This is a genomic window from Frankia sp. Mgl5, assembly GCF_023242985.1.
Classification (GTDB): Bacteria; Actinomycetota; Actinomycetes; order Frankiales; family Frankiaceae; genus Parafrankia; species Parafrankia soli.
Genome location: NZ_JALKFY010000629.1, coordinates 5,762 through 24,498 on the forward strand (window position 1 = coordinate 5,762; position 18,737 = coordinate 24,498).

General features: G+C 71.4%; 17 protein-coding genes. 4 read left to right on the top strand and 13 right to left on the bottom strand.

Annotated elements, in window-relative coordinates; all coding sequences use genetic code 11:
* The coding region (locus MXD62_RS18060) for an SDR family NAD(P)-dependent oxidoreductase (RefSeq protein ID WP_248830701.1) at positions 1-576 on the top strand (576 nt) is incomplete at its 5' end.
* Between the two features lie 40 nt (positions 577-616).
* Here the strand turns inward: MXD62_RS18060 and MXD62_RS18065 are convergent.
* Genes MXD62_RS18065 through MXD62_RS18075 form a run of 3 tightly spaced genes read right to left on the bottom strand, consistent with a single transcriptional unit; the run spans position 617 to position 3,990 of the window.
* Entirely contained in the window at positions 617-1,705 is a 1,089-nt protein-coding gene (locus MXD62_RS18065; protein WP_248830702.1) for an acyl-CoA dehydrogenase family protein, read from the bottom strand.
* Complete coding sequence (locus tag MXD62_RS18070) at positions 1,692-2,597, bottom strand: acyl-CoA dehydrogenase family protein (protein ID WP_248830703.1); 906 nt, start codon at positions 2,595-2,597, stop codon at positions 1,692-1,694. The genes MXD62_RS18065 and MXD62_RS18070 overlap by 14 nt, the downstream gene beginning before the upstream one ends.
* Entirely contained in the window at positions 2,575-3,990 is a 1,416-nt protein-coding gene (locus tag MXD62_RS18075; protein WP_248830704.1) for a class I adenylate-forming enzyme family protein, read from the bottom strand. Before MXD62_RS18075 ends, MXD62_RS18070 begins: the two co-directional genes overlap by 23 nt.
* A gap of 114 nt (positions 3,991-4,104) precedes the next feature.
* On the opposite strand from MXD62_RS18075, the gene MXD62_RS18080 reads away from it, so the two are divergent.
* Positions 4,105-5,094: a ferredoxin--NADP reductase gene (locus MXD62_RS18080; protein ID WP_071066747.1), complete on the top strand. Its 990-nt coding sequence runs from the start codon at positions 4,105-4,107 to the stop codon at positions 5,092-5,094.
* Here the strand turns inward: MXD62_RS18080 and MXD62_RS18085 are convergent.
* The 7 genes from MXD62_RS18085 to MXD62_RS18115 all read right to left on the bottom strand — a co-directional run bounded on the left by MXD62_RS18085 (position 5,085) and on the right by MXD62_RS18115 (position 13,470).
* Positions 5,085-6,137 (bottom strand): CaiB/BaiF CoA-transferase family protein, encoded by a 1,053-nt coding sequence (locus MXD62_RS18085; RefSeq protein ID WP_248830705.1) that lies wholly within the window; start codon positions 6,135-6,137, stop codon positions 5,085-5,087. The genes MXD62_RS18080 and MXD62_RS18085 overlap by 10 nt on opposite strands.
* Positions 6,134-7,090 (bottom strand): LLM class F420-dependent oxidoreductase, encoded by a 957-nt coding sequence (locus MXD62_RS18090; protein ID WP_248830706.1) that lies wholly within the window; start codon positions 7,088-7,090, stop codon positions 6,134-6,136. Before MXD62_RS18090 ends, MXD62_RS18085 begins: the two co-directional genes overlap by 4 nt.
* Before the next feature lie 55 nt (positions 7,091-7,145).
* Positions 7,146-7,547 (bottom strand): cobalamin B12-binding domain-containing protein, encoded by a 402-nt coding sequence (locus MXD62_RS18095; protein ID WP_248830707.1) that lies wholly within the window; start codon positions 7,545-7,547, stop codon positions 7,146-7,148.
* On the bottom strand, positions 7,547-9,124 hold the full coding sequence (locus MXD62_RS18100) for a methylmalonyl-CoA mutase family protein (protein WP_248830708.1): 1,578 nt from the start codon (positions 9,122-9,124) through the stop codon (positions 7,547-7,549). The genes MXD62_RS18095 and MXD62_RS18100 overlap by 1 nt, the downstream gene beginning before the upstream one ends.
* 123 nt (positions 9,125-9,247) lie before the next feature.
* The gene (locus tag MXD62_RS18105; RefSeq protein ID WP_248830709.1) at positions 9,248-10,681 is read right to left on the bottom strand and encodes a FadD3 family acyl-CoA ligase; all 1,434 of its coding nucleotides are present in this window, start codon (positions 10,679-10,681) and stop codon (positions 9,248-9,250) included.
* The gene (locus MXD62_RS18110) at positions 10,678-11,856 is read right to left on the bottom strand and encodes an amidohydrolase family protein (protein ID WP_112105780.1); all 1,179 of its coding nucleotides are present in this window, start codon (positions 11,854-11,856) and stop codon (positions 10,678-10,680) included. The genes MXD62_RS18105 and MXD62_RS18110 overlap by 4 nt, the downstream gene beginning before the upstream one ends.
* 30 nt (positions 11,857-11,886) lie before the next feature.
* Positions 11,887-13,470 (bottom strand): AMP-binding protein, encoded by a 1,584-nt coding sequence (locus MXD62_RS18115; protein ID WP_248830710.1) that lies wholly within the window; start codon positions 13,468-13,470, stop codon positions 11,887-11,889.
* A 233-nt stretch (positions 13,471-13,703) separates the two neighbouring features.
* Here MXD62_RS18115 and MXD62_RS18120 point away from each other — a divergent pair, with 233 nt between their 5' ends.
* Positions 13,704-14,423, top strand: a complete 720-nt coding sequence (locus MXD62_RS18120) for an enoyl-CoA hydratase/isomerase family protein (RefSeq protein ID WP_248830711.1) — start codon at positions 13,704-13,706, stop codon at positions 14,421-14,423.
* Between the two features lie 26 nt (positions 14,424-14,449).
* Here MXD62_RS18120 and MXD62_RS18125 read toward each other — a convergent pair whose 3' ends face one another.
* The 3 genes from MXD62_RS18125 to MXD62_RS18135 all read right to left on the bottom strand — a co-directional run bounded on the left by MXD62_RS18125 (position 14,450) and on the right by MXD62_RS18135 (position 17,057).
* Complete coding sequence (locus MXD62_RS18125; protein WP_112105778.1) at positions 14,450-15,652, bottom strand: CaiB/BaiF CoA-transferase family protein; 1,203 nt, start codon at positions 15,650-15,652, stop codon at positions 14,450-14,452.
* Positions 15,649-15,819: a hypothetical protein gene (locus MXD62_RS18130; protein WP_248830712.1), complete on the bottom strand. Its 171-nt coding sequence runs from the start codon at positions 15,817-15,819 to the stop codon at positions 15,649-15,651. The genes MXD62_RS18125 and MXD62_RS18130 overlap by 4 nt, the downstream gene beginning before the upstream one ends.
* A 203-nt stretch (positions 15,820-16,022) precedes the next feature.
* Positions 16,023-17,057: a dihydrodipicolinate reductase gene (locus MXD62_RS18135; RefSeq protein ID WP_248830713.1), complete on the bottom strand. Its 1,035-nt coding sequence runs from the start codon at positions 17,055-17,057 to the stop codon at positions 16,023-16,025.
* A gap of 533 nt (positions 17,058-17,590) precedes the next feature.
* On the opposite strand from MXD62_RS18135, the gene MXD62_RS18140 reads away from it, so the two are divergent.
* Positions 17,591-18,355 carry an SDR family NAD(P)-dependent oxidoreductase gene (locus tag MXD62_RS18140; protein ID WP_248830714.1) on the top strand — a complete coding sequence of 255 codons (765 nt, stop codon included), beginning with the start codon at positions 17,591-17,593 and terminating at the stop codon, positions 18,353-18,355.
* Positions 18,356-18,737 lie beyond the last annotated feature (382 nt).

Below are 18,737 nucleotides of genomic sequence, written 5' to 3' on the forward strand. Positions count from 1 at the left end.
CCCCGCGCCGCGACCGCCACGCCCACGCGGCGGGGCCCGGGGCGGATCGGGGCCCACCCCCCGGGCGCCCCGGCCCCCCGCGGCCGGCTCGTCGGCAAGGACGGCTCGCCGCACAGCCTGGACGCCTTCACGACGACCGTCACGTACTACCTGACCGCGGTGTTCAACGTGACCCGGCTGGTGGCGGCCGCCATCGCCCAGGAGGAGCCGCTCGAGGGCGGCGCCCGGGGCGTCATCGTCAACACCGCGTCGATCGCCGGCTTCGAGGGGCAGATCGGCCAGATCGCCTACTCCGCCGCCAAGGGTGGCGTCATCTCCATGACGCTGGTCGCCGCGCGTGACCTGTCGCCGCTGGGCATCCGGGTGAACGCGATCGCTCCGGGCACGATCCTGACCCCGGCCTACGGCAAGGCCGGCGAGAAGCTGGAGGCCTACTGGGGCCCGCAGGTCCCCTTCCCGAAGCGGATGGGTCAGTCGCCCGAGTACGCCTCGCTCGCCGAGCAGCTCATCACCAACGACTACCTCAACGGCGAGGTCATCCGCCTCGACGGCGCGCTGCGCTTCCCGCCGAAGTAGTCCGGCGCACCGCCGACCGGCGGCAGGCACCCGTCCCGGGTCAGGCCTGCAGACCGATGATGCGGGTCGCGATGATGTTCTTCTGGATCTGCGACGTACCACCCATGACGCTCTGCGAGCGGCTGTAGAGGTAGGTGCCCAGCAGCTCGGCGTCGCGAGTGCCGCCCGCGTCCAGCGAGGCGTGCCCCACCGACTGCTCGACCCAGGTCATCAACAGCTTGTCCAGCGAGCCGTCCGGGCCGTGGCTGAGCCCGTCGAGCTGCTCGGACAGCCGCCGGCGCACGTGCAGGCGCAGCATCTCGGTCTGCACGGCGGCCCACCGCAGCGACTCCGACGGCTCCCCGTCCAGGCGGGCCGCCAGGTTGCGCACGGTCTTTCCGTACCGCGCGGTGAAGCCCAGCGTCGAGGGCTCCCGCTCGTGGCTGACGACCGTCATGGCCAGCTTCCAGCCCTCGCCGGGCGCGCCGACCATCTGGTCGGCCGGCACCGTCGCGCCGTCGAACAGGACCTGGCCGAACTCCTTGGTCACCCCGCTGATCATCGGCAGCGGGCGCTGCTCGATGCCCGGCTGGTGCATGTTCACGATGAATCCGGAGATGCCCTTGTGCCGTGGGGCGTCCGGGTCGGTGCGGGCGAGCACGAGGCACCAGTCGGCGTCATCGGAGTAGCTCGTCCAGATCTTGTGGCCGTTGAGGACGTAGTGGTCGCCCTCCAGGGTGGCCGTCGTGGTCAGGGAGGCCAGGTCGGAGCCGGCGCCGGGCTCGCTGAAGCCCTGGCACCAGCGCTCGGTGCCGTTGATCATGCCCGGCAGGAATCGCTGCCGCAGCTCCTCGCTGCCGTGCCGGCCCAGGCCGATGACCAGGTAGCCCAGGCTCGGCCGCGCCGGCGCGCCGGCGCGGGCCAGCTCCTCGTCGACGATCACGTCGTAGACGGGCGGCAGCTCCTGGCCGCCGTACGCCTTCGGCCAGGAGGTCCCGAAGAACCCGCCCGCGTACAGGGCCTGGTGCCACTGCGCCGCCTTGGCCCAGTACTCGTCACCCGACGTCGGGAACTTCTTCGCGTTCTCGGCGAGCCAGTCCTGCAGCCGCGTGCGGAAGGCGGCCTCCTCCGGCGAGTCACGAAAGTCCAAGGTCGATCTCCTCCAGAGAGACGGGGAACAGCGCGCCGGACGTCAGCGCGCGGCGCAGGAAGACGTGGGCGAGGCACTCCCAGGTGTTGCCGATGCCGCCGTGCACCTGGATCGACGTCTCGCAGATGGTCCGCGCGGCGCGCTCGGTGTAGACCTTCGCGAACCGGCCGGCCCGCAGCGCCTCCGCCGGGTCCAGCTCGTCGACCGCCCAGGCGGCGTAGCGCAGGATGCTGACCGAGCCCTCGATCAGCGCGTGGCTCTCGGCGAGCAGGTGGGCCACGGCCTGGAACGAGCCGATCGTCTTGCCGTACTGGGTGCGTACCTTCGCGTAGTCGCAGGCGAGGGCATGCGCGCCGCGGGCGGCGCCCAGGATGTCGGCGGTGGTGACGGCCAGCGCCAGCGCCTGCCAGCGCTGCGCGGCGTCCGCCGAGAGCTCCCCGACCGCCGTGACGGGGTCGGCGACGGCGGCGTTCGTGCGGGTGAGGTCGATCCCGAACACCGGCTCGCCGACACCGGTCGTCTCGACCCGGTTGTCCCGCAGGCGCAGGGCGGCGCTCAGGCCGCGGGCGTCCACCGCCTCGCCGCCGACGGCGAGCGCCACCGGCTCGGCCGCCGCGCCGGACCTGGCCTGCAGGTCGTCGGCGAGCACGGGCCCGAGGAAGGGGACGTCCACCAGGCCGCGGGCGAACTCCTCCACGACGAGGGCGACCTCGACCCCGGAGGCGCCGTCGGAGCGCAGCGAGCGCCACCCGGTGGCGGCGACCGCCTTCTCCAGCCGCGCCGCGCGGTCGGCGTCGTCGAGATCGATGACCGATCCCGGGCCGAGGTCGTCGGCCAGCCGGGCGGCCGCCTCGCGCAGCTCCCGCTGCTCAGTCGTCAGACGTACGTCCATAGCGCTCCTTGAGGACTCGCCGCAGTACCTTGCCCGAGGGCAGGCGGGGGATTTCTTCCACGAGCTCGATCCGGCGGGGCCGCTTGTAGGAGGCGAGCCGTTCGCCCACCCACGCGACGAGATCCGCCGGGTCGACCTGGGTGCTCGTGCTCGTGCTGATCACGACGGCCGCGACGAGCACCTCGCCGTCGGCCGGGTCCGGCAGGCCGAACACGGCGCAGTCGGCGACCGCGGGGTGCGCGTGCAGCACACCCTCGACCTCGGCGGGCGCGACCTGGAAGCCGCGCACCTTGACCATCTCCTTGACCCGGTCGGTGAGCCGGAGCCACCCGTCCGCGTCGAGGTTGCCGACGTCGCCGGTGCGGTACCAGCCGTCGTCGAACGCGTCCGCCGTCGCCTCGGCGGGCAGGTAGCCGGCCATCAGCGACTCCGCGCGGGCCTGGATCTCGCCGGTCTCGCCGGGGCCGACCGGCACTCCGCTCTCCAGCGAGACCACCCGCAGCCGCACGCCCGGGACGGCCCGGCCGACGCTGTCGAGCCGGGCCCCCTCGAGCGGGTTGCAGGCGATGACCGGCAGCTCACTGGCCCCGTAGGCGGGCACCCAGCCGACGCCCGTGCGCCTGGTGACGGTCTCGGCGACGCTGGCCGTCACCGGTGTCGCGCCCCACATGATGTACCGCAGCGACGACAGGTCGAAGGACTCCAGCGTGGGGTGGGCGGCGATGGCCAGCGCGATCGGCGCGACGGCCATCTCGACGGTGATCCGGTCGGTCTCGATCGAGCGCAGCATCAGATCGAGGTCGAACCGGCGGTGCAGCCGCATCCAGGCGCCGGTCTCCAGCGCGGTGACGATGTTGAGCAGGCCGAGGATGTGGGAGGGCGGGGTAGTGATCTGGATGCGGTCCGCGGCGGTGAGGCCGAGTGCGTCGCGCCAGTGCCCGACGGCCGCGCCGAACGAGGCCCGCGTGTGCCGGGCGGCCTTCGGCAGACCGGTCGTGCCGGAGCTGAAGACCAGCAGCGCGTCGGCGTGCGGGTCCGGTGTCGGGAACGGCCCCTCCCCCGCGCCGATCGGCTCGTCGAGGTGCCACATCGGCAGCAACTCGGCCAGCGCGTCCTGGTCACCGACGGCGTGCGCGGGCTCGGTGACGGCCAGCGCGTGCTCGATCTCGGCCCGCCGCCAGGACGGGCTCAGCAGTACGATAGCCGCACCCAGTCGCCAGACAGCCCGGACGGCCAGTACGAACTCCGGCCGGTTCGAGGCCATCAGCGCGACGCGTTCCCCAGCCCGGACTCCATGTTTCGCCAATCCCGTGGCCAGCCCGTCGGTCAGCGCGTCGAGTCGCTCCAGGCTGTACCGCTGTTCCTCGAAGACGAGCGCGGGGCGGTCACTCACTGCCGCTCCTTTCGGACGGTCACGTCAACGCGGAGGCGGGCACGGGACGACGCAGGTGCTGCGGAAATTATATTCTCACTCCAGCAGAATCTTCATACCAGAAGGAGGCCGTCGATGCCGAGAGCCCCTCTGTTCCAGAGGGCGACCGTCACCCGGACCGTTCACGAGACCGCCGATGCGCGTACCTTCGTGCTCGCTCCGCGCGAGGGATCGTTCACGTACCGGGCCGGTCAGTTCGTCACCTTCCGAGTGCAGATCGACGGCGAGGAGCTCCTGCGCTCGTATTCGATGTCCAGCGCCCCGGAGACCGACTCCGAGCTCATGACCACGGTCAAGCGGGTGCCGGGCGGCCGGGTGTCGAACTGGCTGATCGACAACGTCACCGCGGGCGACGAGGTCGAGGTCACCGAGCCCAAGGGCATCTTCTGCCTCCAGGAGACCGACGTCCCCCTGCTGGGTTTCTGTGGCGGCAGTGGAATCACTCCGATCATCTCGCTGGCGAAGAGCGCGCTGTCGAACACGGACCGCACTGTCCGGCTGCTGTGCGCCGACCGCGACAAGCCGTCAATGATCTTCGAGCGGGCGCTCGCGGAGCTTGTCGAGAAGTACCCGGACCGCCTTTCCGTCGTGCGCCACCTCGACGCGGACAGCGGATTCCTCGATGACGCCGCCGTCAAGGCGTTCGTCGGCGCCGACGGCAACGCCGACTGCTACATCTGCGGCCCCGAGCCGTTCATGGATCTCGTCGAGAGCGCGTTTCCCGGGCCGGGGCGGGTCTTCGTCGAACGCTTCGGCACACCGGCCAGCACCGAGCCCGCCGGTGAGGAGGTCGAGGGAACCGTCACCATCTTCCTCGGCCGGAAGAAGATCTCCGTATCCAGGCGCGAGGGCGAGACCCTTCTCGAAAGCGCGCGGCGCGGCGGCCTCGCCCCGCCGTTCTCCTGTGAATCCGGGACCTGCGCCACCTGCATCGCGAAGCTGGAGGAGGGCACCGCGACGATGCGGGTCAACGATGCCCTCACCCAGGACGAGATCGACGACGGCTACATCCTGACCTGCCAGGGAGTGCCCGACTCGGGCTCGACCGTCGTCCGTTACGAGTGATCGGGCCGGCCGCCGTGCTCGCCCAGGCGAGGCGGCGGCCCGTAGACGGGCTCGTAGCCCGCTACGCGGATCGGGCTGCCGACGAGCCGGAAGTCGCCGGCGGTCACCACGACCTCGGGGGTGGCCGCCAGTGCCTCGGGCAGCGTGCGCACCTTCGCCGCCGGCACACCCAGCCGCCGCAGGCGGTCCTCCCAGTTCGCGGCGGTGTCCGCGGCGAGGGCCGCGGTGACCACCGCGAGGACCTCCTCGCGGCGTGCCGCGCGCTCGGCCATCGTCGCGAAGCCGCTCACCCCCGCCTCGGTGGCGAACGAGCGCCAGAAGCCGTCGTGGGTGACGAACAGGGCGAGGTAGCCGTCCGCGGTCGGGAAGAGCTGGGCGGGGACGTAGTAGGAATGCGCGCCGAAAGGCAGCCGGCGCGGCTCGACCCCGTCGTTGAGGTAGGCCGCCGCGCGGTAGTTGAGCTGGGAGAGCATCACGTCGCGCAGCGAGACCTCGAGCTGGCCGCCGCGGCCGGAGACGATCTGGGCCAGCAGCGCGACCGCGGCGGTGAGGCCGGCGGAGTTGTCGGCCGAGGAGTACCCGGGCAGGGTCGGCGGGCCGTCCGGGTCGCCGGTGAGCGCGGCGATGCCGGTGGCGGCCTGGATCACGTAGTCGAACGCCGGGTCGTCACCCGCCGACAGGCCGAAGCCGGTCAGCGCGACGCAGACGAGCTTCTCGTTGTGCTTGCGCAGGTCCTCGTAGGTCAGGCCGAACCGGCGGATCGCCGACGGCTTGAGGTTGACCAGCAACGCGTGCGCGTCGGCGGCGAGCTCGCCGAGCCGGGCCCGGCCGTCCTCGCTGGTCAGGTCGAGGCGGATGCTGCGCTTGCCACGGTTGATGCTGGCGAAGTAGGCGTCGCTCACCTGCCGGGAGAGATCTCCGCCCGGCGGTTCGAGCTTCGTGACCTCCGCCCCGAGGTCGGCGAGCACCATCGTCGCGTACGGGCCGGCGAGGATGTGGCCGACCTCGAGGATGCGGATGCCGTCGAGCGGTCCGGCGCTCATCTCACTTCCGCCGCGAGGGCGGCGATCACTTCCCGGGTCCGGCGCTTGGACGCGACCAGCTCGTCCCGGTTCTCGCCGATGGGCAGCAGCCGCACGGAGAGGTCGGTGACCCCCGCGTCGGCGAACTGCCGGAACCGGGCGAGGATGGCCGCCTCGTCGCCGGCCGCGCACAGGTCGCCGACGCTCGTCGCGTCGCCCTGGTCGAGCAGCCGCTGGTAGTTCGGGGAGACCTCGGCCTCGCCGAGGATGCGGTTCGCCCGCTCCCGGGCCTTGTCGACGTCTCCCGGCGCGCACAGGCAGACCGGGATGCCCGCCACGATCCGCGGCGCCGGGCGGCCCGCCTCCTGGGCGGCCTTGGTGATCCGGGGCGCCACGTGGTCGGCGACGGCGCGCTCGTCGGCCAGCCACAGCACCGTCCCGTCGGCGTGCTCGCCGGCGATGCGCAGCATGACCGGGCCGAGCGCGGCCACGAACACGGGCAGCGGGGCGATCGGGCCGATCTCCAGCGGGTTGTGCACCCGGAACGTGTCGTTCTCGACGTCCACCGGGCCGGGCCCGTGCAGCGCCACCTGGAGAACCTGGAGGTAGTCCCGGGTGAACGCTGCCGGCTTGTCGTAGGGCAGGCCGAGCATGTCCCGCACGATCCAGTGGTGCGACGGCCCGACGCCCAGCGCCAGCCGCCCGTTGGTCGCCGCCTGCGCGGACAGCGTCTGGCGCGCCAGCGCCACCGGGTGCTGGGCCTGCAGCGGGACGACCGCCGTGCCCAGCTCGATCCGCTCCGTGCGCGCGCCCATCAGCGAGACGGCGATCAGGGCGTCGAAGTCCGAGGGCACCTGGGGGATCCAGGCGGTGTCCATCCCCGCGCTCTCGGCCCACAACACGTCGTCGATCATCCGCCCGACCTTGCGCGCGGAGTCACCCCGCTCCGGTCCGATCATCACGCCGACCCGCACTGGACCCCTCCAGGTCTCGAATGTTTCCGATGTCTCGCTGCGCCCGTGCCCCGGATCAGGACGGGGTGGGTGTCGAGGTCAGCGCGCGGACCTCGGTGACCAGCTGCTCGAGCGGGGTGCCGGTCGGGAACACCCCGGCGGCGCCCGCCTCGAGCAGCTTGGGGACGTCCGCCGGCGGGATGGTGCCGCCGACGACGACGGCGATGTCGGACGCGTCCGCCGCCCGCAGCGCCTCGATGGTGCGCGTGGTCAGCGCGATGTGCGCGCCGGAGAGGATGCTCAGCCCGACGACCGCGACGTCCTCCTGCAGCGCGATGGTCACGATGTCCTCGACGCGCTGCCGGATGCCGGTGAACACGACCTCGAAGCCGGCGTCGCGCAACGCCCGCGCGACGATCTTGGCCCCGCGGTCGTGCCCGTCCAGGCCGGGCTTGGCGACCAGTACCCGCGCCGGCATCAGAACACCACCGGCTGCTGGAACTCGCCCCAGACGTTCTTGAGGGTGGCGACCATCTCGCCCACGGTGCAGTAGGCGTTGGCGCAGTCGATCAGGTTGTGCATCAGGTTCCCATTCCCCTCCGCGGCGCGGGCCAGCGCGTCGAGGCTGGCCCGGACGGCCGCGGCGTCGCGCTCGCCCTTGACCTTCGCCAGCCGCTTCAGTTGCCGCTCGCGGCCTTCGGCGTCCAGTTCGTAGGTGGCGAGGTCCGGCGCGGGCTCGTCGGAGACGAACCGGTTCACGCCGACGATCGGCACCGTTCCGTTCTCGATGTCCTGGTGCAACTTGTACGCCTCGTCGGCGATCATGCCCTGGAGATAGCCGTCCTCGATCGCGCGGACCATGCCGCCGTGCTGCTCGAGGTCGTCCATGATCTCGATGATGCGGGCCTCGGTGGCGTCGGTGAGCGCCTCGACGAAGTACGAACCGCCCAGCGGGTCGGCGGTGCGGGTCACGCCGGTCTCGTAGGCGAGGATCTGCTGGGTGCGCAGCGCGAGCGTCGCCGACTCCTCGCTGGGCAGCGCGAACGGCTCGTCCCAGGCGGCGGTGAACATCGACTGCACGCCGCCGAGCACCGAGGCCATCGCCTCGTAGGCGACCCGGACGATGTTGTTCTGCGCCTGCGGCGCGTACAGCGACGCCCCGCCGGCCACGCAGCCGAAGCGGAACATCGACGCCTTGTCGGCGGTCGCGCCGTAGCGCTCCCGGACGATGGTCGCCCACCGCCGCCGGCCCGCCCGGTACTTGGCGATCTCCTCGAAGAAGTCGCCGTGGGTGTAGAAGAAGAACGACACCTGCGGCGCGAACTTCTCGATCGACAGCCGACCGCGCTCGATCACCGTGTCGCAGTAGGTGACGCCGTCGGCGAGGGTGAACGCCATCTCCTGCACCGCGTTCGCGCCGGCGTCCCGGAAGTGCGCGCCGGCGACCGAGATCGCGTTGAAGCGCGGCACCTCCTCGGCGCAGAACTCGATGGTGTCGGCGATCAGGCGCAGCGACGGCTCCGGCGGCCAGATCCACGTCCCGCGGGAGGCGTACTCCTTGAGGATGTCGTTCTGGATCGTCCCGGTCAGCTTGGCCCGGGGCACGCCGGAGCGCTCCGCGGCCGCCACGTAGAAGGCCAACAGGATCGCGGCGGTGCCGTTGATCGTGAAGCTGGTGCTGATCTTGTCCAGCGGGATGCCCTCGAAGAGCACCTCGGCGTCGGCGAGCGTGTCGACCGCGACGCCGACCCGGCCGACCTCCTCGGTCACCTCCGGGTCGTCGGAGTCGTACCCGCACTGGGTGGGCAGGTCGAGGGCCACCGACAGGCCCGTGCCGCCCTGCTCCAGCAGGTAGCGGTACCGGCTGTTGGACTCCTCGGCGGTACCGAAGCCGGAGTACTGGCGGAACGTCCACGTGCGCCCGCGGTACCCGGCGGCGTAGTTACCCCGGGTGAACGGGAACTTGCCCGGCGCGGGAGGCTCGGTGGCGTGGTCCGCCGGCCCGTACACCGGCTCCACCGGCAGGCCGGAGTTGGTCTGGGCAGAATCGCTCATCGTCGCTTCGACACTTTCTGAAGACGGAACGTCGACACCGGCCCCGGGCCCGGGGCCGCGGCGCTCACCGGGTGCCGGCCGCGCACCGCCTGCCGGCGGCGCGTGTGGGACCCGGACACCTGGTCACCGCAGGTGGTCCTTCATTACCTTTCCCGAGGCGTTCAGCGGGAGGCTCTCGAGGAACTCCACCGTCCTCGGCACCTTGAACCCCGCCATCCTGCCCTTGCTCCAGGTGATCAGCTCGTCCGCGGTGACCGGGGCGCGCCGGACGACGAAGGCCTTGCCGACCTCGCCCATCCGCTCGTCCGGGACGCCGATGACGGCCGCCTGCGCGACCGCGGGGTGCTCGAGCAGGAACCCCTCGATCTCGGCCGGGTAGGCGTTGAAGCCCCCGACGATGAACATGTCCTTCTTGCGGCCGACGATCCGCAGGTGCCCCCGCTCGTCGAGCGTGCCGAGGTCACCGGTGTGCAGCCAGCCGTCGGGGTCAATCGCCTCGGCGGTGGCGGCCGGGTCGTCGAGGTAGCCCTGCATCACCGTGTACCCGCGGACGAGCACCTCGCCGTCGTCGGCGACGGCCACCTCGACACCGTCACAGGCGGTGCCGACCGTGGTCGCGATGTCCTCGAACGAGTCGCCCGGCCTCGACGCGGTCGCCGTCCCCGCCTCGGTGAGGCCGTAGCCGGTCATGATCGACCGGAACGGCAGCTCGTCACGCATCCGCCGGATCAGCTCGACGGGGATGTCGGCCGACCCGGTGACGGCGCACCGCAGCGAGGCCAGCGCGGTCTTGTCCGGCACCGCCAGCAGCGAGTGGTAGAGCGTCGGCGGGCCGGGCAGCATCGTGATCTTCTCGCGCTCGACCAGCTCGATCAGCTTGTCGATCTCGAAGACCGCCATCGGCACGATCGTCGCGCCGCGGATGAGCGCCGCGACGAGGCCCGCCTTGTACCCGAAGTTGTGGAAGAACGGGTTCACGCAGAGGTAGCGGTCGCCCTCGCGCAGGTCGGCGAGTTCGCACCACTCCTCGTACAGCCGCAGCGTCTGCCGGTGGTTCATCATGACGCCCTTGGGACGCCCGGTCGTGCCCGAGGTGAACAGGATGTCGGCGGTCTCGTCGCCGTCCTGGCCCACCGGCCTGTCGAGCGGCGCGCCGCTCGACAGGAAGCCCGACTTGATGTCGACGGCGGGGACACAGGTGGTGCCGGCGTAGACCTGCCCGAGGAAACCCTCCTGGACCAGGACCATCTTGGCCCCGCTCCGGCGGAGGATGTCGTCGGCCTCCTCCGCCTTGTACCGGGTGTTCACCGGCACCAGAACCCCGCCGGCGGTCAGCAGCCCGAAGGCCGCGATGATCCACTCGGCGGAGTTCGGTGCCCAGATCGCGACCCGGTCGCCCTTGCCCACCCCCGCCGCCGCGAACGAGCCCGCGGCGACACGGATGCGGTCGACCAGCTCGGTGTAGGTGAGGCGCAGCGCACCGTCGACGACCGCCTCGGCGTCGTCGAAGCGGTCGGCCGCGCTCAGCACCATCTCCGGGATGGTTTCCCATTTCATCCCGAGATCAGCCTGGCCAGGTTTCCGCCCATGATCAGGGCCTTCTCCTCGTCGGTGAGGTTCTTGAGCTCGTCGACGAAGCTCGCCGGGTCACCGAGGCCCTCGGGGTGCGGGAAGTCCGAGCCGAACAGCACCCGCTCGACGCCGAGCAGCTCGGCGAGGTCGGCCATGTTCTCTTCCCAGAACGGGCTGATGTGCACGTTGCGCCGCAGCACCGACACCGGCTCCTCGGCGAACTGCTGCGGGTACTTCTTGTAGACGTCCTTCAGGGTCTTGATCAGCGGGCCGACCCAGGAGGCGCCGTTCTCGACGACGGCGATCTTCAGGGTGGGGAACCGGGACAGCGCGCCATGGCAGATCAGCGCGGCCACCGAGTCCTCGATCGGACGCCACTGGCCGATCATCCGGAAGACGTCCGGCTGGAACGGCAGGAACTCGCGCTTGTTGCTCTCCCAGTCGTCGGTGTACCGGCTGTAGCCGCTGTCCGAGGAGTGCAGCGTGACCAGCAGGTCGTGCTCGACGACCTTCTCCCAGAACGGGTCGAACTCCGGAAGGCCGAACGACCGCGAGCCACTGAACCCGGGGACCGGCGCCGGGCGGATCAGGATCGCCTTCGCTCCGCGCTCGACGACCCACTCCAGCTCCTCGATCGCCTTCTCGACGATCGGCAGCGTGATCACCGGAGTGGTGAAGATCCGGTTCTCGTAGTTGAACTGCCACGTCTCGTACAGCCACTCGTTGAGCGCGTGGATGACGATGTGGGTCAACTCCGGGTCGTCGCTCATCCGCTCCTCGAGCAGACTCGCCAGCGTCGGGAACATCAGCGTCCGCTCGATGCCCTGCTCGTCCATGAGCTCCAGGCGGGACTTCGGCTCACGGAAGGCCGGGATCGAGCGCATCGGCTTACCGATGATCTCCCGGTAGGACTTGCCCTCCGGGTTGCCGATGCGGAAGTAGTCCTCCTGCGCACCGGGCCGGGCGACGACCTCGAAGGTCGGATTGGGGATGTACTCGCTGATGTGACCCCGGACGGCGATCTTGGTCCGGCCGTCCACCTCGACGTACCGGATCGCGCCCTTGAACTCTTCGGGCAGGTACTTGGTGAACGCGTCCTGGGTCTCGTACAGGTGGTTGTCCGCGTCGAAGATCGGGTACGGCGGCACTCGCGTAGACATTGAGATCCTCCCTTACTGATAAGGAGAACCCTATTCTCTTCCCTGCCCAGCCGCAATGTGTCCCGATGGGTCCCCCTGCGGGATGGCGCGCAGCTCCCGGCGGAGCACGGCCTTCTGGATCTTACCGCTGGGCGTCCGGGGGAAGTCCTCGATCGCGCGAAGCTCCTCGGGCCACTTCTGCCGGGCCAGACCGGCCCGCGCGAAGTGCGCGCGCACCTCCTCCAGTGTGGGCAGCTCGCTCCCGGGCTGCAGCCGCAGGATCGCGGCGGCGTGCTCGCCGAGCCTGGCGTCGGGGGCCGCGACCACCGCGACCTCGGCGACACCGGGCATCGTAAGCAGCACCTCCTCCACCTCGAGCGCGCTGATGTTCTCCCCGCCGCGGATGATGAAGTCCGCCTTGCGGTCGACGATCGTCAGGTAGCCGTCGGCGTCGAGGACACCGACATCGCCCGTGCGGTACCAGCCGTCGGCGTCGAAGACCTGCTCGGTCAGGGCCTCGTCGAGGTAGCCGAGGCAGAGGTCCGGGCCGCGGCTGAGGATCTCGCCGTCGGCGTCGAGCCGGATCTCCACCCCGGGCAGCGGGTCCCCGTCGGTGAACAGCCGCTTCTCCGCCGGCGCGGTGTGGCGCGAGCCGGTGATCGACGGATGCTCGGTGCTGCCGTAGGACCGGAAGACGGTGATGCCGAGCTCGTCCAGCCGGGTGGTGACCGCCGCCGGGACGGACGACCCGCCCAGCCCGGCGTACCTCATCGCCGGCAGGTGCTGCTCGGGCGAAAAGCTCGGGTGGTCCAGCAGGCTCGTCACGAAGTAGGTGGCGCCGCCGCCGACGGTCAGCCCGTCGCTCACCGTCAGTTCCAGGGCCCGGGCCGGGTCCCAGACGTCGGCCAGGTTGATCGGCCGGCCGTCCAGGACGGGGATCAGGAACGCGTTCAGCATGCCGATGAAGTGCCCCACCGGCGCGGCGGTGAGCTGGCGGCCGCGGTCCGGCGGGTAGAGGCCGGCGAGCTGGCGCGTCTCGAAGCCGAGGGTCTGATGGGTGTGGATGACCCCCTTGGGGTCACGGGTGGTTCCCGAGGTGAACGCGATCACCGCCGGGGCGGCCGGATCGGTGGCGATCACGCCGGGCAGCGGGGCGTCGGCGAGCAGCTCGTCGAAGTCGCGGCCGACCACGCCGACGACGGGGACGTCCCGGCTCAGGTCGGGCTGGTACTCCATCCGCCCGAAGCCCTCGGCGGTGACGAAGACCTTGGGTGAGGTCCGCTCCAGGATGTAGCCCAGCTCTTTGCGCCCGTAGAAGTGCACGACGGGGACCACAACCGCCCCGAGGAAGGAGGACGCCCAGAAGACGGCGGCCGCCTCCATCCAGTTCGGCAGCTGGAAGACGACGACGTCACCGGGGCCGACGCCGCGGGCCCGCAGCCCGGCGGCGAGCCGGCGGGCGACCTGCTCGACGTCGCGGAACGTCCCGGACCACGGCCGGACCGCCGAGTGGACGCGGAACTCCGCGTCGGGGGTCGCGCCGAGGCCGGCGGCGAGCAGGCCGCCCAGCGTCTCGGGCGTCCACCACCCTTCGTCCTCGTACCGTTTGACCAGCTCAGGTGGGATCGTGCGCATGACGCGAGCTCCGATCTCTGACGATACCTAGACTCTTTCAGGCAGAGAAGACAAGTTCCACCTCTCCCCGCGACCGACCGCGGCGGCGGCACCTGCGGACGGGTGGCGGGACGGCCGTGCACGCCGCCGACAGACCCCTGCCAGCAGGCCGGAATGGTACTCTTCATTACAAAGAATCGAATTCTCGGCCGCTCGTTGGCCGTGGACCGTTCCTGAGCCGTGGAGTCGCGCCCGTGATTGATCTTGAGCTGGATGATGGGCTCGCCGTCATCACCATCGACCGGCCGGAGGCGCGCAACGCCATCTCGCTGGCGACCATGGGCGAGCTGGAGAAGGCGCTGGACGCCGCCGCGGGCGCGAGCGCGCTCGTCATCCGGGGCGCCGGCGACCGGGCCTTCGTCTCGGGCGGCGACCTCAAGGAGCTCGCCGCACTGCGCACCGAGGACGAGGCCACCGGCATGGCGCTGCGGATGCGCCAGATCTGCGACCGGATCGCGGACTTCCCCGCCCCGGTCGTGGCCGCGCTCAACGGGCACGCGCTGGGCGGGGGCGCCGAGGTCGCGGTGGCCGCGGACATCCGGATCGCCGCCGACGACATCAAGATCGGTTTCACCCAGTCGACCCTGGCGATCATGCCCGCCTGGGGCGGCGCCGAGCGCCTGGCGGACCTGGTCGGGCGGGGCCGGGCGCTGCTGCTCGCCGGCACCGGTGTCACCCTCGGCGCGGCCGAGGCGGAGCGGCTCGGCCTGCTCGACCGGGTCCTGCCCCGCGCCGAGTTCGACGCGGGCTGGCGCGCGCTGGCGAGGTCGCTCGCCACTCCCCCGGCCCGGGCGATCAAGTACGTCATGAGCGGCGGGGTCGGCCCTGAGGAGTCGGCCCGCACCTTCGCCCGGCTGTGGGTGGCCGACGAGCACTGGGCAGCCGTCGAGCGGGCGACGAAGCGCACCCGCTGAAGCTGTCACTGTCGCGGGCGGCAGGCTCAGGTGACCGCGCCGGCGCCCTTGAGCTCGATGATGCGGTCCCAGTCCAGACCCAGCTCCATGAGGATCTCCTCGGTCTGGGCGGCGAACTCGGGGGCGGGTCCGAGCTCGGGGGCGGACACGTCGAACTGGACCGGGCTGGAGACGAGCTCGATCTCCCCGGCCGGGAGCAGGTACTCGTTCGCCCGGATCTGAGCGTCGCCGCCCACCTGCAACGAGTCCTGTACCGGGGCCCACGGCCCGGACAGCGTGGCCAGCCGCTCGGTCCACTCCGCCAGGGTGCGGGCGGCGAACGCCTCCCTGAGCAGCTTCACCGCCTCCTCGGCGTTGGCCGCGATCAGCTCGGCGGAGGCGAACCGCGGGTCGTCGGCCAGCTCCGGGCGGTCGATGTGCCGGCAGACGTCCGGCCAGTACCGGCCGGCCTGCAGCATGACCAGCGAGAGGAACCGGCCGTCGGAGGTCCGGTACAGCGCCGACAGCGGGTTGGGTGAGGCGAGCGAACCCGGCTCGGGGGCCACCAGCGGCTCGTCGAGCAGGAGCGACAGTGCGATCGACTGCCCCATCGCCCACAGCCCGCTGCCCAGCAGCGAGACGTCGACGACGGACGGCTCGCCGGTGCGCTCCCGCCGGAACAGGGCCGCCGCGATCCCGCCGGCGAGGTTCGTGCCCGAGATCGTGTCTCCGTAGGCCGGACCGGGCGGCGGCGTCATGCCGTCGCGGCTGCGGGGGGTGATGCTGGCCGCGCAGGAGGCACGCGCCCAGAAGGCGGTCATGTCGAAGCCGCCCTTCTCCGACTCCACCCCGCGCGGGCCCAACGCGCTCCCGCGAGCATAGATGATCTTCGGGTTGATCGCGCGGACGTCCTCGACGTCGATGCCGAGGCTGCGGCGCGAGCGTGGCAGGAAGCTGGTCAGGAACACGTCCGCGCGCCGGATCAGCTCCTCGAGGACCGCCTTGCCCTCCGGCTTCGACATGTCGAGGCCGAGGCTGCGCTTGCCGCGGTTCGCGTGCTCGATGTTCGGGTTCGGGCCGTCGCCGACCTTGAGATTGCCGGTCTGCTTCAGCCCGCGCTGCGGGTCGCCGGTGACGGCGTGCTCGACCTTGATGACCTCGGCACCCCAGTCGGCGAGCACGCCGCCCGCGGACGGCACGAAGCCGTACATCGCCACCTCGAGAACCCGGATCCCCTCGAGCGGCTTCATGCGGCCGCCCGCGCGATCGTCCTGTGCTTCATGTGCTCCTCCAGCCCACGGCGCCGACTCCCGGGCACCCGCCGTCGGAACCGGTGCGCGAACGCCCGCGCGTCGTCCCGCGCGGTCGCGCCGGCCGGGTCGACGTCGCCGGGTGGTGGGGCGCGGACCGCCGCCACCTCCCGATGCCCGGAAAGGATGACTGAAAGTTACATTCTCGAGACAAGCGAATCAACCGTCCGGTCGGTGAGAACGAACCGGTGCCCCCGCCGGCGGGGGCACTCGGCGGCCGCCGACCCGCCCGATCGCGCCCCGCCGACGTCGAGCCCAACCACGCCGCGCACCCGGGTGCCGCGTCCCGGAACCGCGCCGCGCCGCGCGGTTATCCGAGCGCGGTGGCGAAGATCTGCGGGAGGTCGACCGTGGTGCGGATGCCCGGCGCGGCCGCGCAGACGGTGGGAACGGCGTTGACGGCACGGTTGGCGGTGTACGCGGGCGCGACCGCCGCCATGCGCTCCATCGGGATCGGGAAGCGCAGGTCGATGTCGAGGGGAGCGTCACCCTCGACGGCGACGTGCCAGCCGGTGGCGCGGATGTCCCAGTCCTGCTCGATGTCGGCGGTGCAGTACCAGGTCGCCCGGAAGCTCATGACCTCGCGGCCGCCGCGCAGGCCCGACACCGTCAGCCGCTGGGCGACCACCGTGCCCGCCTCCAGCGTGCCGGCGGCGATGTGCACCGGCTTGGCCGAGGTCCCCACATCTCCGGAGGCCTCCAGCCCGTCGAGCGGCATCCCGAGCGCGTCGGCGACGAGGTTCAGCGAGGGGCCGAAGCTGGTCTTGCCGTGGGAGAGGCGGCCCTCGTCGAACTCGCCCGGTGCCTGACCGAAGCCCATCACGTCGAACAGCAGGCCCGGCGAGTCCCGCCGTGACAGGTCGGCGAACTCCGCGATGGCCAGCCGGTCGAGCCGGCGCTGGATGGAGGACAGCACCAGCGGAAGCGCCTCCGAGATGAACCCGGGGCTGCTGCCGGTGCTGTGGATGGAGCTGCCGCCCTGCTCGCAGGCCGCCTCGACCTGCTTGCGCACCTCGGGATCGATGTCCTCCAGCCGGTGGAACTCGCCGCGGGTCGTGACGATGTTCGCGCCCGAGGCGAGGATCCGGCTGACCTCGTCGACGTCGAAGTACCTGGGCATGTAGAGGACGCAGTCGGCGCCGAGCGCGAGGACCTCGTCGGCGTCGGCGGTCGCGGCCACGCCGGTCGCGCCGACGCCGGCGAGGTCACCGGCGTCGCGGCCCGCCTTCTCCGCCGAGTGCACGAAGACACCGGCCAGCTCGAGACCAGGGTGCTCGATGACGGCACGTAACGCGTACGTGCCGATGTTGCCGGTCGCCCACTGCACGACCCTGTGCTTCCCCATGGTTGTCATCCCCTCCTGGACGCCGGGACGCGTGGCCTCGGGCATGACGGCGAGCCCGACATGCCCTCGACAGCCGCGCCGGCGGCGTCGTGTGACGGCCGCTCCGGTGTGACGACGACGTTGACGGCCGCATCAGGTGACAGCTGCGTCGATGTGACAGTCGCGTCGATATGACACCGGAGTCGGTATGGCAGACGATGTGATGCGAGCACCGGCCACCGCGCGCCGGCCGACGGAGACCAGCGCCGACACGACTCGCGCCGACAGGGTCGGCGAGGAGCCGACGAGCCGGGGTACGGGAGAACGACCAGGCCGGGGCGCCCGTACCGCCGGTCGACCGCGGAACGAGGCGCGGTCTGTGCTCTGCACCACAGCGTAGGCTCGGCCTGACACGGCCGTCAATATTGTCGCGACTACGGCCGAATTGTCGCGGGCGCAGCTCGTCGTGGGTCCAACTCGTCGTGATTCATGACGCGGCTGCCGCCACGGGCACCTCGACGGCCGCCATCTCGAACACTCGTACAGGAGGATTCGTGCTGCTCAACGGAAGGTCGGTTCTGGTCACCGGCGGTGCGTCGGGCCTGGGCCTGGGTACCGCGCGGGTCCTGCTGGAGCGCGGTGCGGCGGTCACCGTCGTGGACCTGCCGTCGTCCCCGGGCAAGGACGTCGCCGCCGAGCTCGGTGTGCGTTTCGTCGCCGCGGACATCACCGACACCGAGCAGTTCGAGGCGGCGCTGGACGAGGCCGAGACCGCCGGCCCGCTGCGCGCCGTCGTGCACTGCGCCGGCCGGGGCGGCGACCGCAACCGCATCCTCGACAAGCAGGGCAACGCCGGCCCGCTCGACAGCTACGCCGACGTCATCCGGATCAACCTGGTGGGCACGTACAACGTCGTACGGCTGGCCGCGCAGCGGATGGCGAAGAACGAGGAGCTGCTCGACGGCGACCGTGGCGCGATCGTGCTGACCGCCTCCGTCGCGGCCTTCGAGGGCCAGATCGGGCAGACCGCCTACGCCAGCGCGAAGGCCGGCGTGCGCGGGATGACGATCGTCGCGGCCCGGGACCTGGCGAGCTGGGCAATCCGGGTGAACACCATCGCCCCGGGTGTGTTCGAGACCCCGATGCTGGGCCGGCTGCGCGACGACATCCGTGACGGCCTGGCCGCGGGGGTGCCGCACCCGAAGCGGCTGGGCACGCCGGCCGACTTCGGCCGCCTGGCCACCGACCTGCTCGAGAACTCCTACCTCAACGGCGAGGTCATCCGGCTCGACGGCGCCCTGCGGATGGCGCCCCGCTGACACCGCGTCGGTGCCGGCGGCGACGCCGACACCGCGTCACCGGTCGACAAGCCGATCACCAGCTACCGAGAGAGCTCCTGGCCTCTGCGACGGCGACATGAGAGTGTCGTCACAGGCGTTGCGGGGTGTTTGTGCGGCTCCGTCCGAGCGTGTCGGCGAGCCGCGGCCGGCGGCGTCCGGCGGCAGCCCGTCCCGGGGGCACCCGACACGGGCGCCGGGCTGTCCCTGGACCGACTCGAGTAGAAGCTGGTATCGACGTCAATGTTAAATACTTGTCGGCCGGCAGGAACGCCGACCGCTTCCTGGGCGGGAGAGTGTTCATGACCGCGGTGATGCAGGGTGTACGGATCCTCGAGGTCGCTGAGCACACGTTCGTACCCGC

Coding starts and splice junctions, on each gene's coding strand:
- MXD62_RS18070 (WP_248830703.1), bottom strand. CDS start 2,597: ATGGACGTACGTCTGACGACTGAGCAGCGGGAGCTGCGCGAGGCGGCC.
- MXD62_RS18080 (WP_071066747.1), top strand. CDS start 4,105: ATGCCGAGAGCCCCTCTGTTCCAGAGGGCGACCGTCACCCGGACCGTT.
- MXD62_RS18085 (WP_248830705.1), bottom strand. CDS start 6,137: ATGAGCGCCGGACCGCTCGACGGCATCCGCATCCTCGAGGTCGGCCAC.
- MXD62_RS18095 (WP_248830707.1), bottom strand. CDS start 7,547: ATGCCGGCGCGGGTACTGGTCGCCAAGCCCGGCCTGGACGGGCACGAC.
- MXD62_RS18100 (WP_248830708.1), bottom strand. CDS start 9,124: ATGAGCGATTCTGCCCAGACCAACTCCGGCCTGCCGGTGGAGCCGGTG.
- MXD62_RS18105 (WP_248830709.1), bottom strand. CDS start 10,681: ATGAAATGGGAAACCATCCCGGAGATGGTGCTGAGCGCGGCCGACCGC.
- MXD62_RS18110 (WP_112105780.1), bottom strand. CDS start 11,856: ATGTCTACGCGAGTGCCGCCGTACCCGATCTTCGACGCGGACAACCAC.
- MXD62_RS18115 (WP_248830710.1), bottom strand. CDS start 13,470: ATGCGCACGATCCCACCTGAGCTGGTCAAACGGTACGAGGACGAAGGG.
- MXD62_RS18125 (WP_112105778.1), bottom strand. CDS start 15,652: ATGAAGCCGCTCGAGGGGATCCGGGTTCTCGAGGTGGCGATGTACGGC.
- MXD62_RS18135 (WP_248830713.1), bottom strand. CDS start 17,057: ATGGGGAAGCACAGGGTCGTGCAGTGGGCGACCGGCAACATCGGCACG.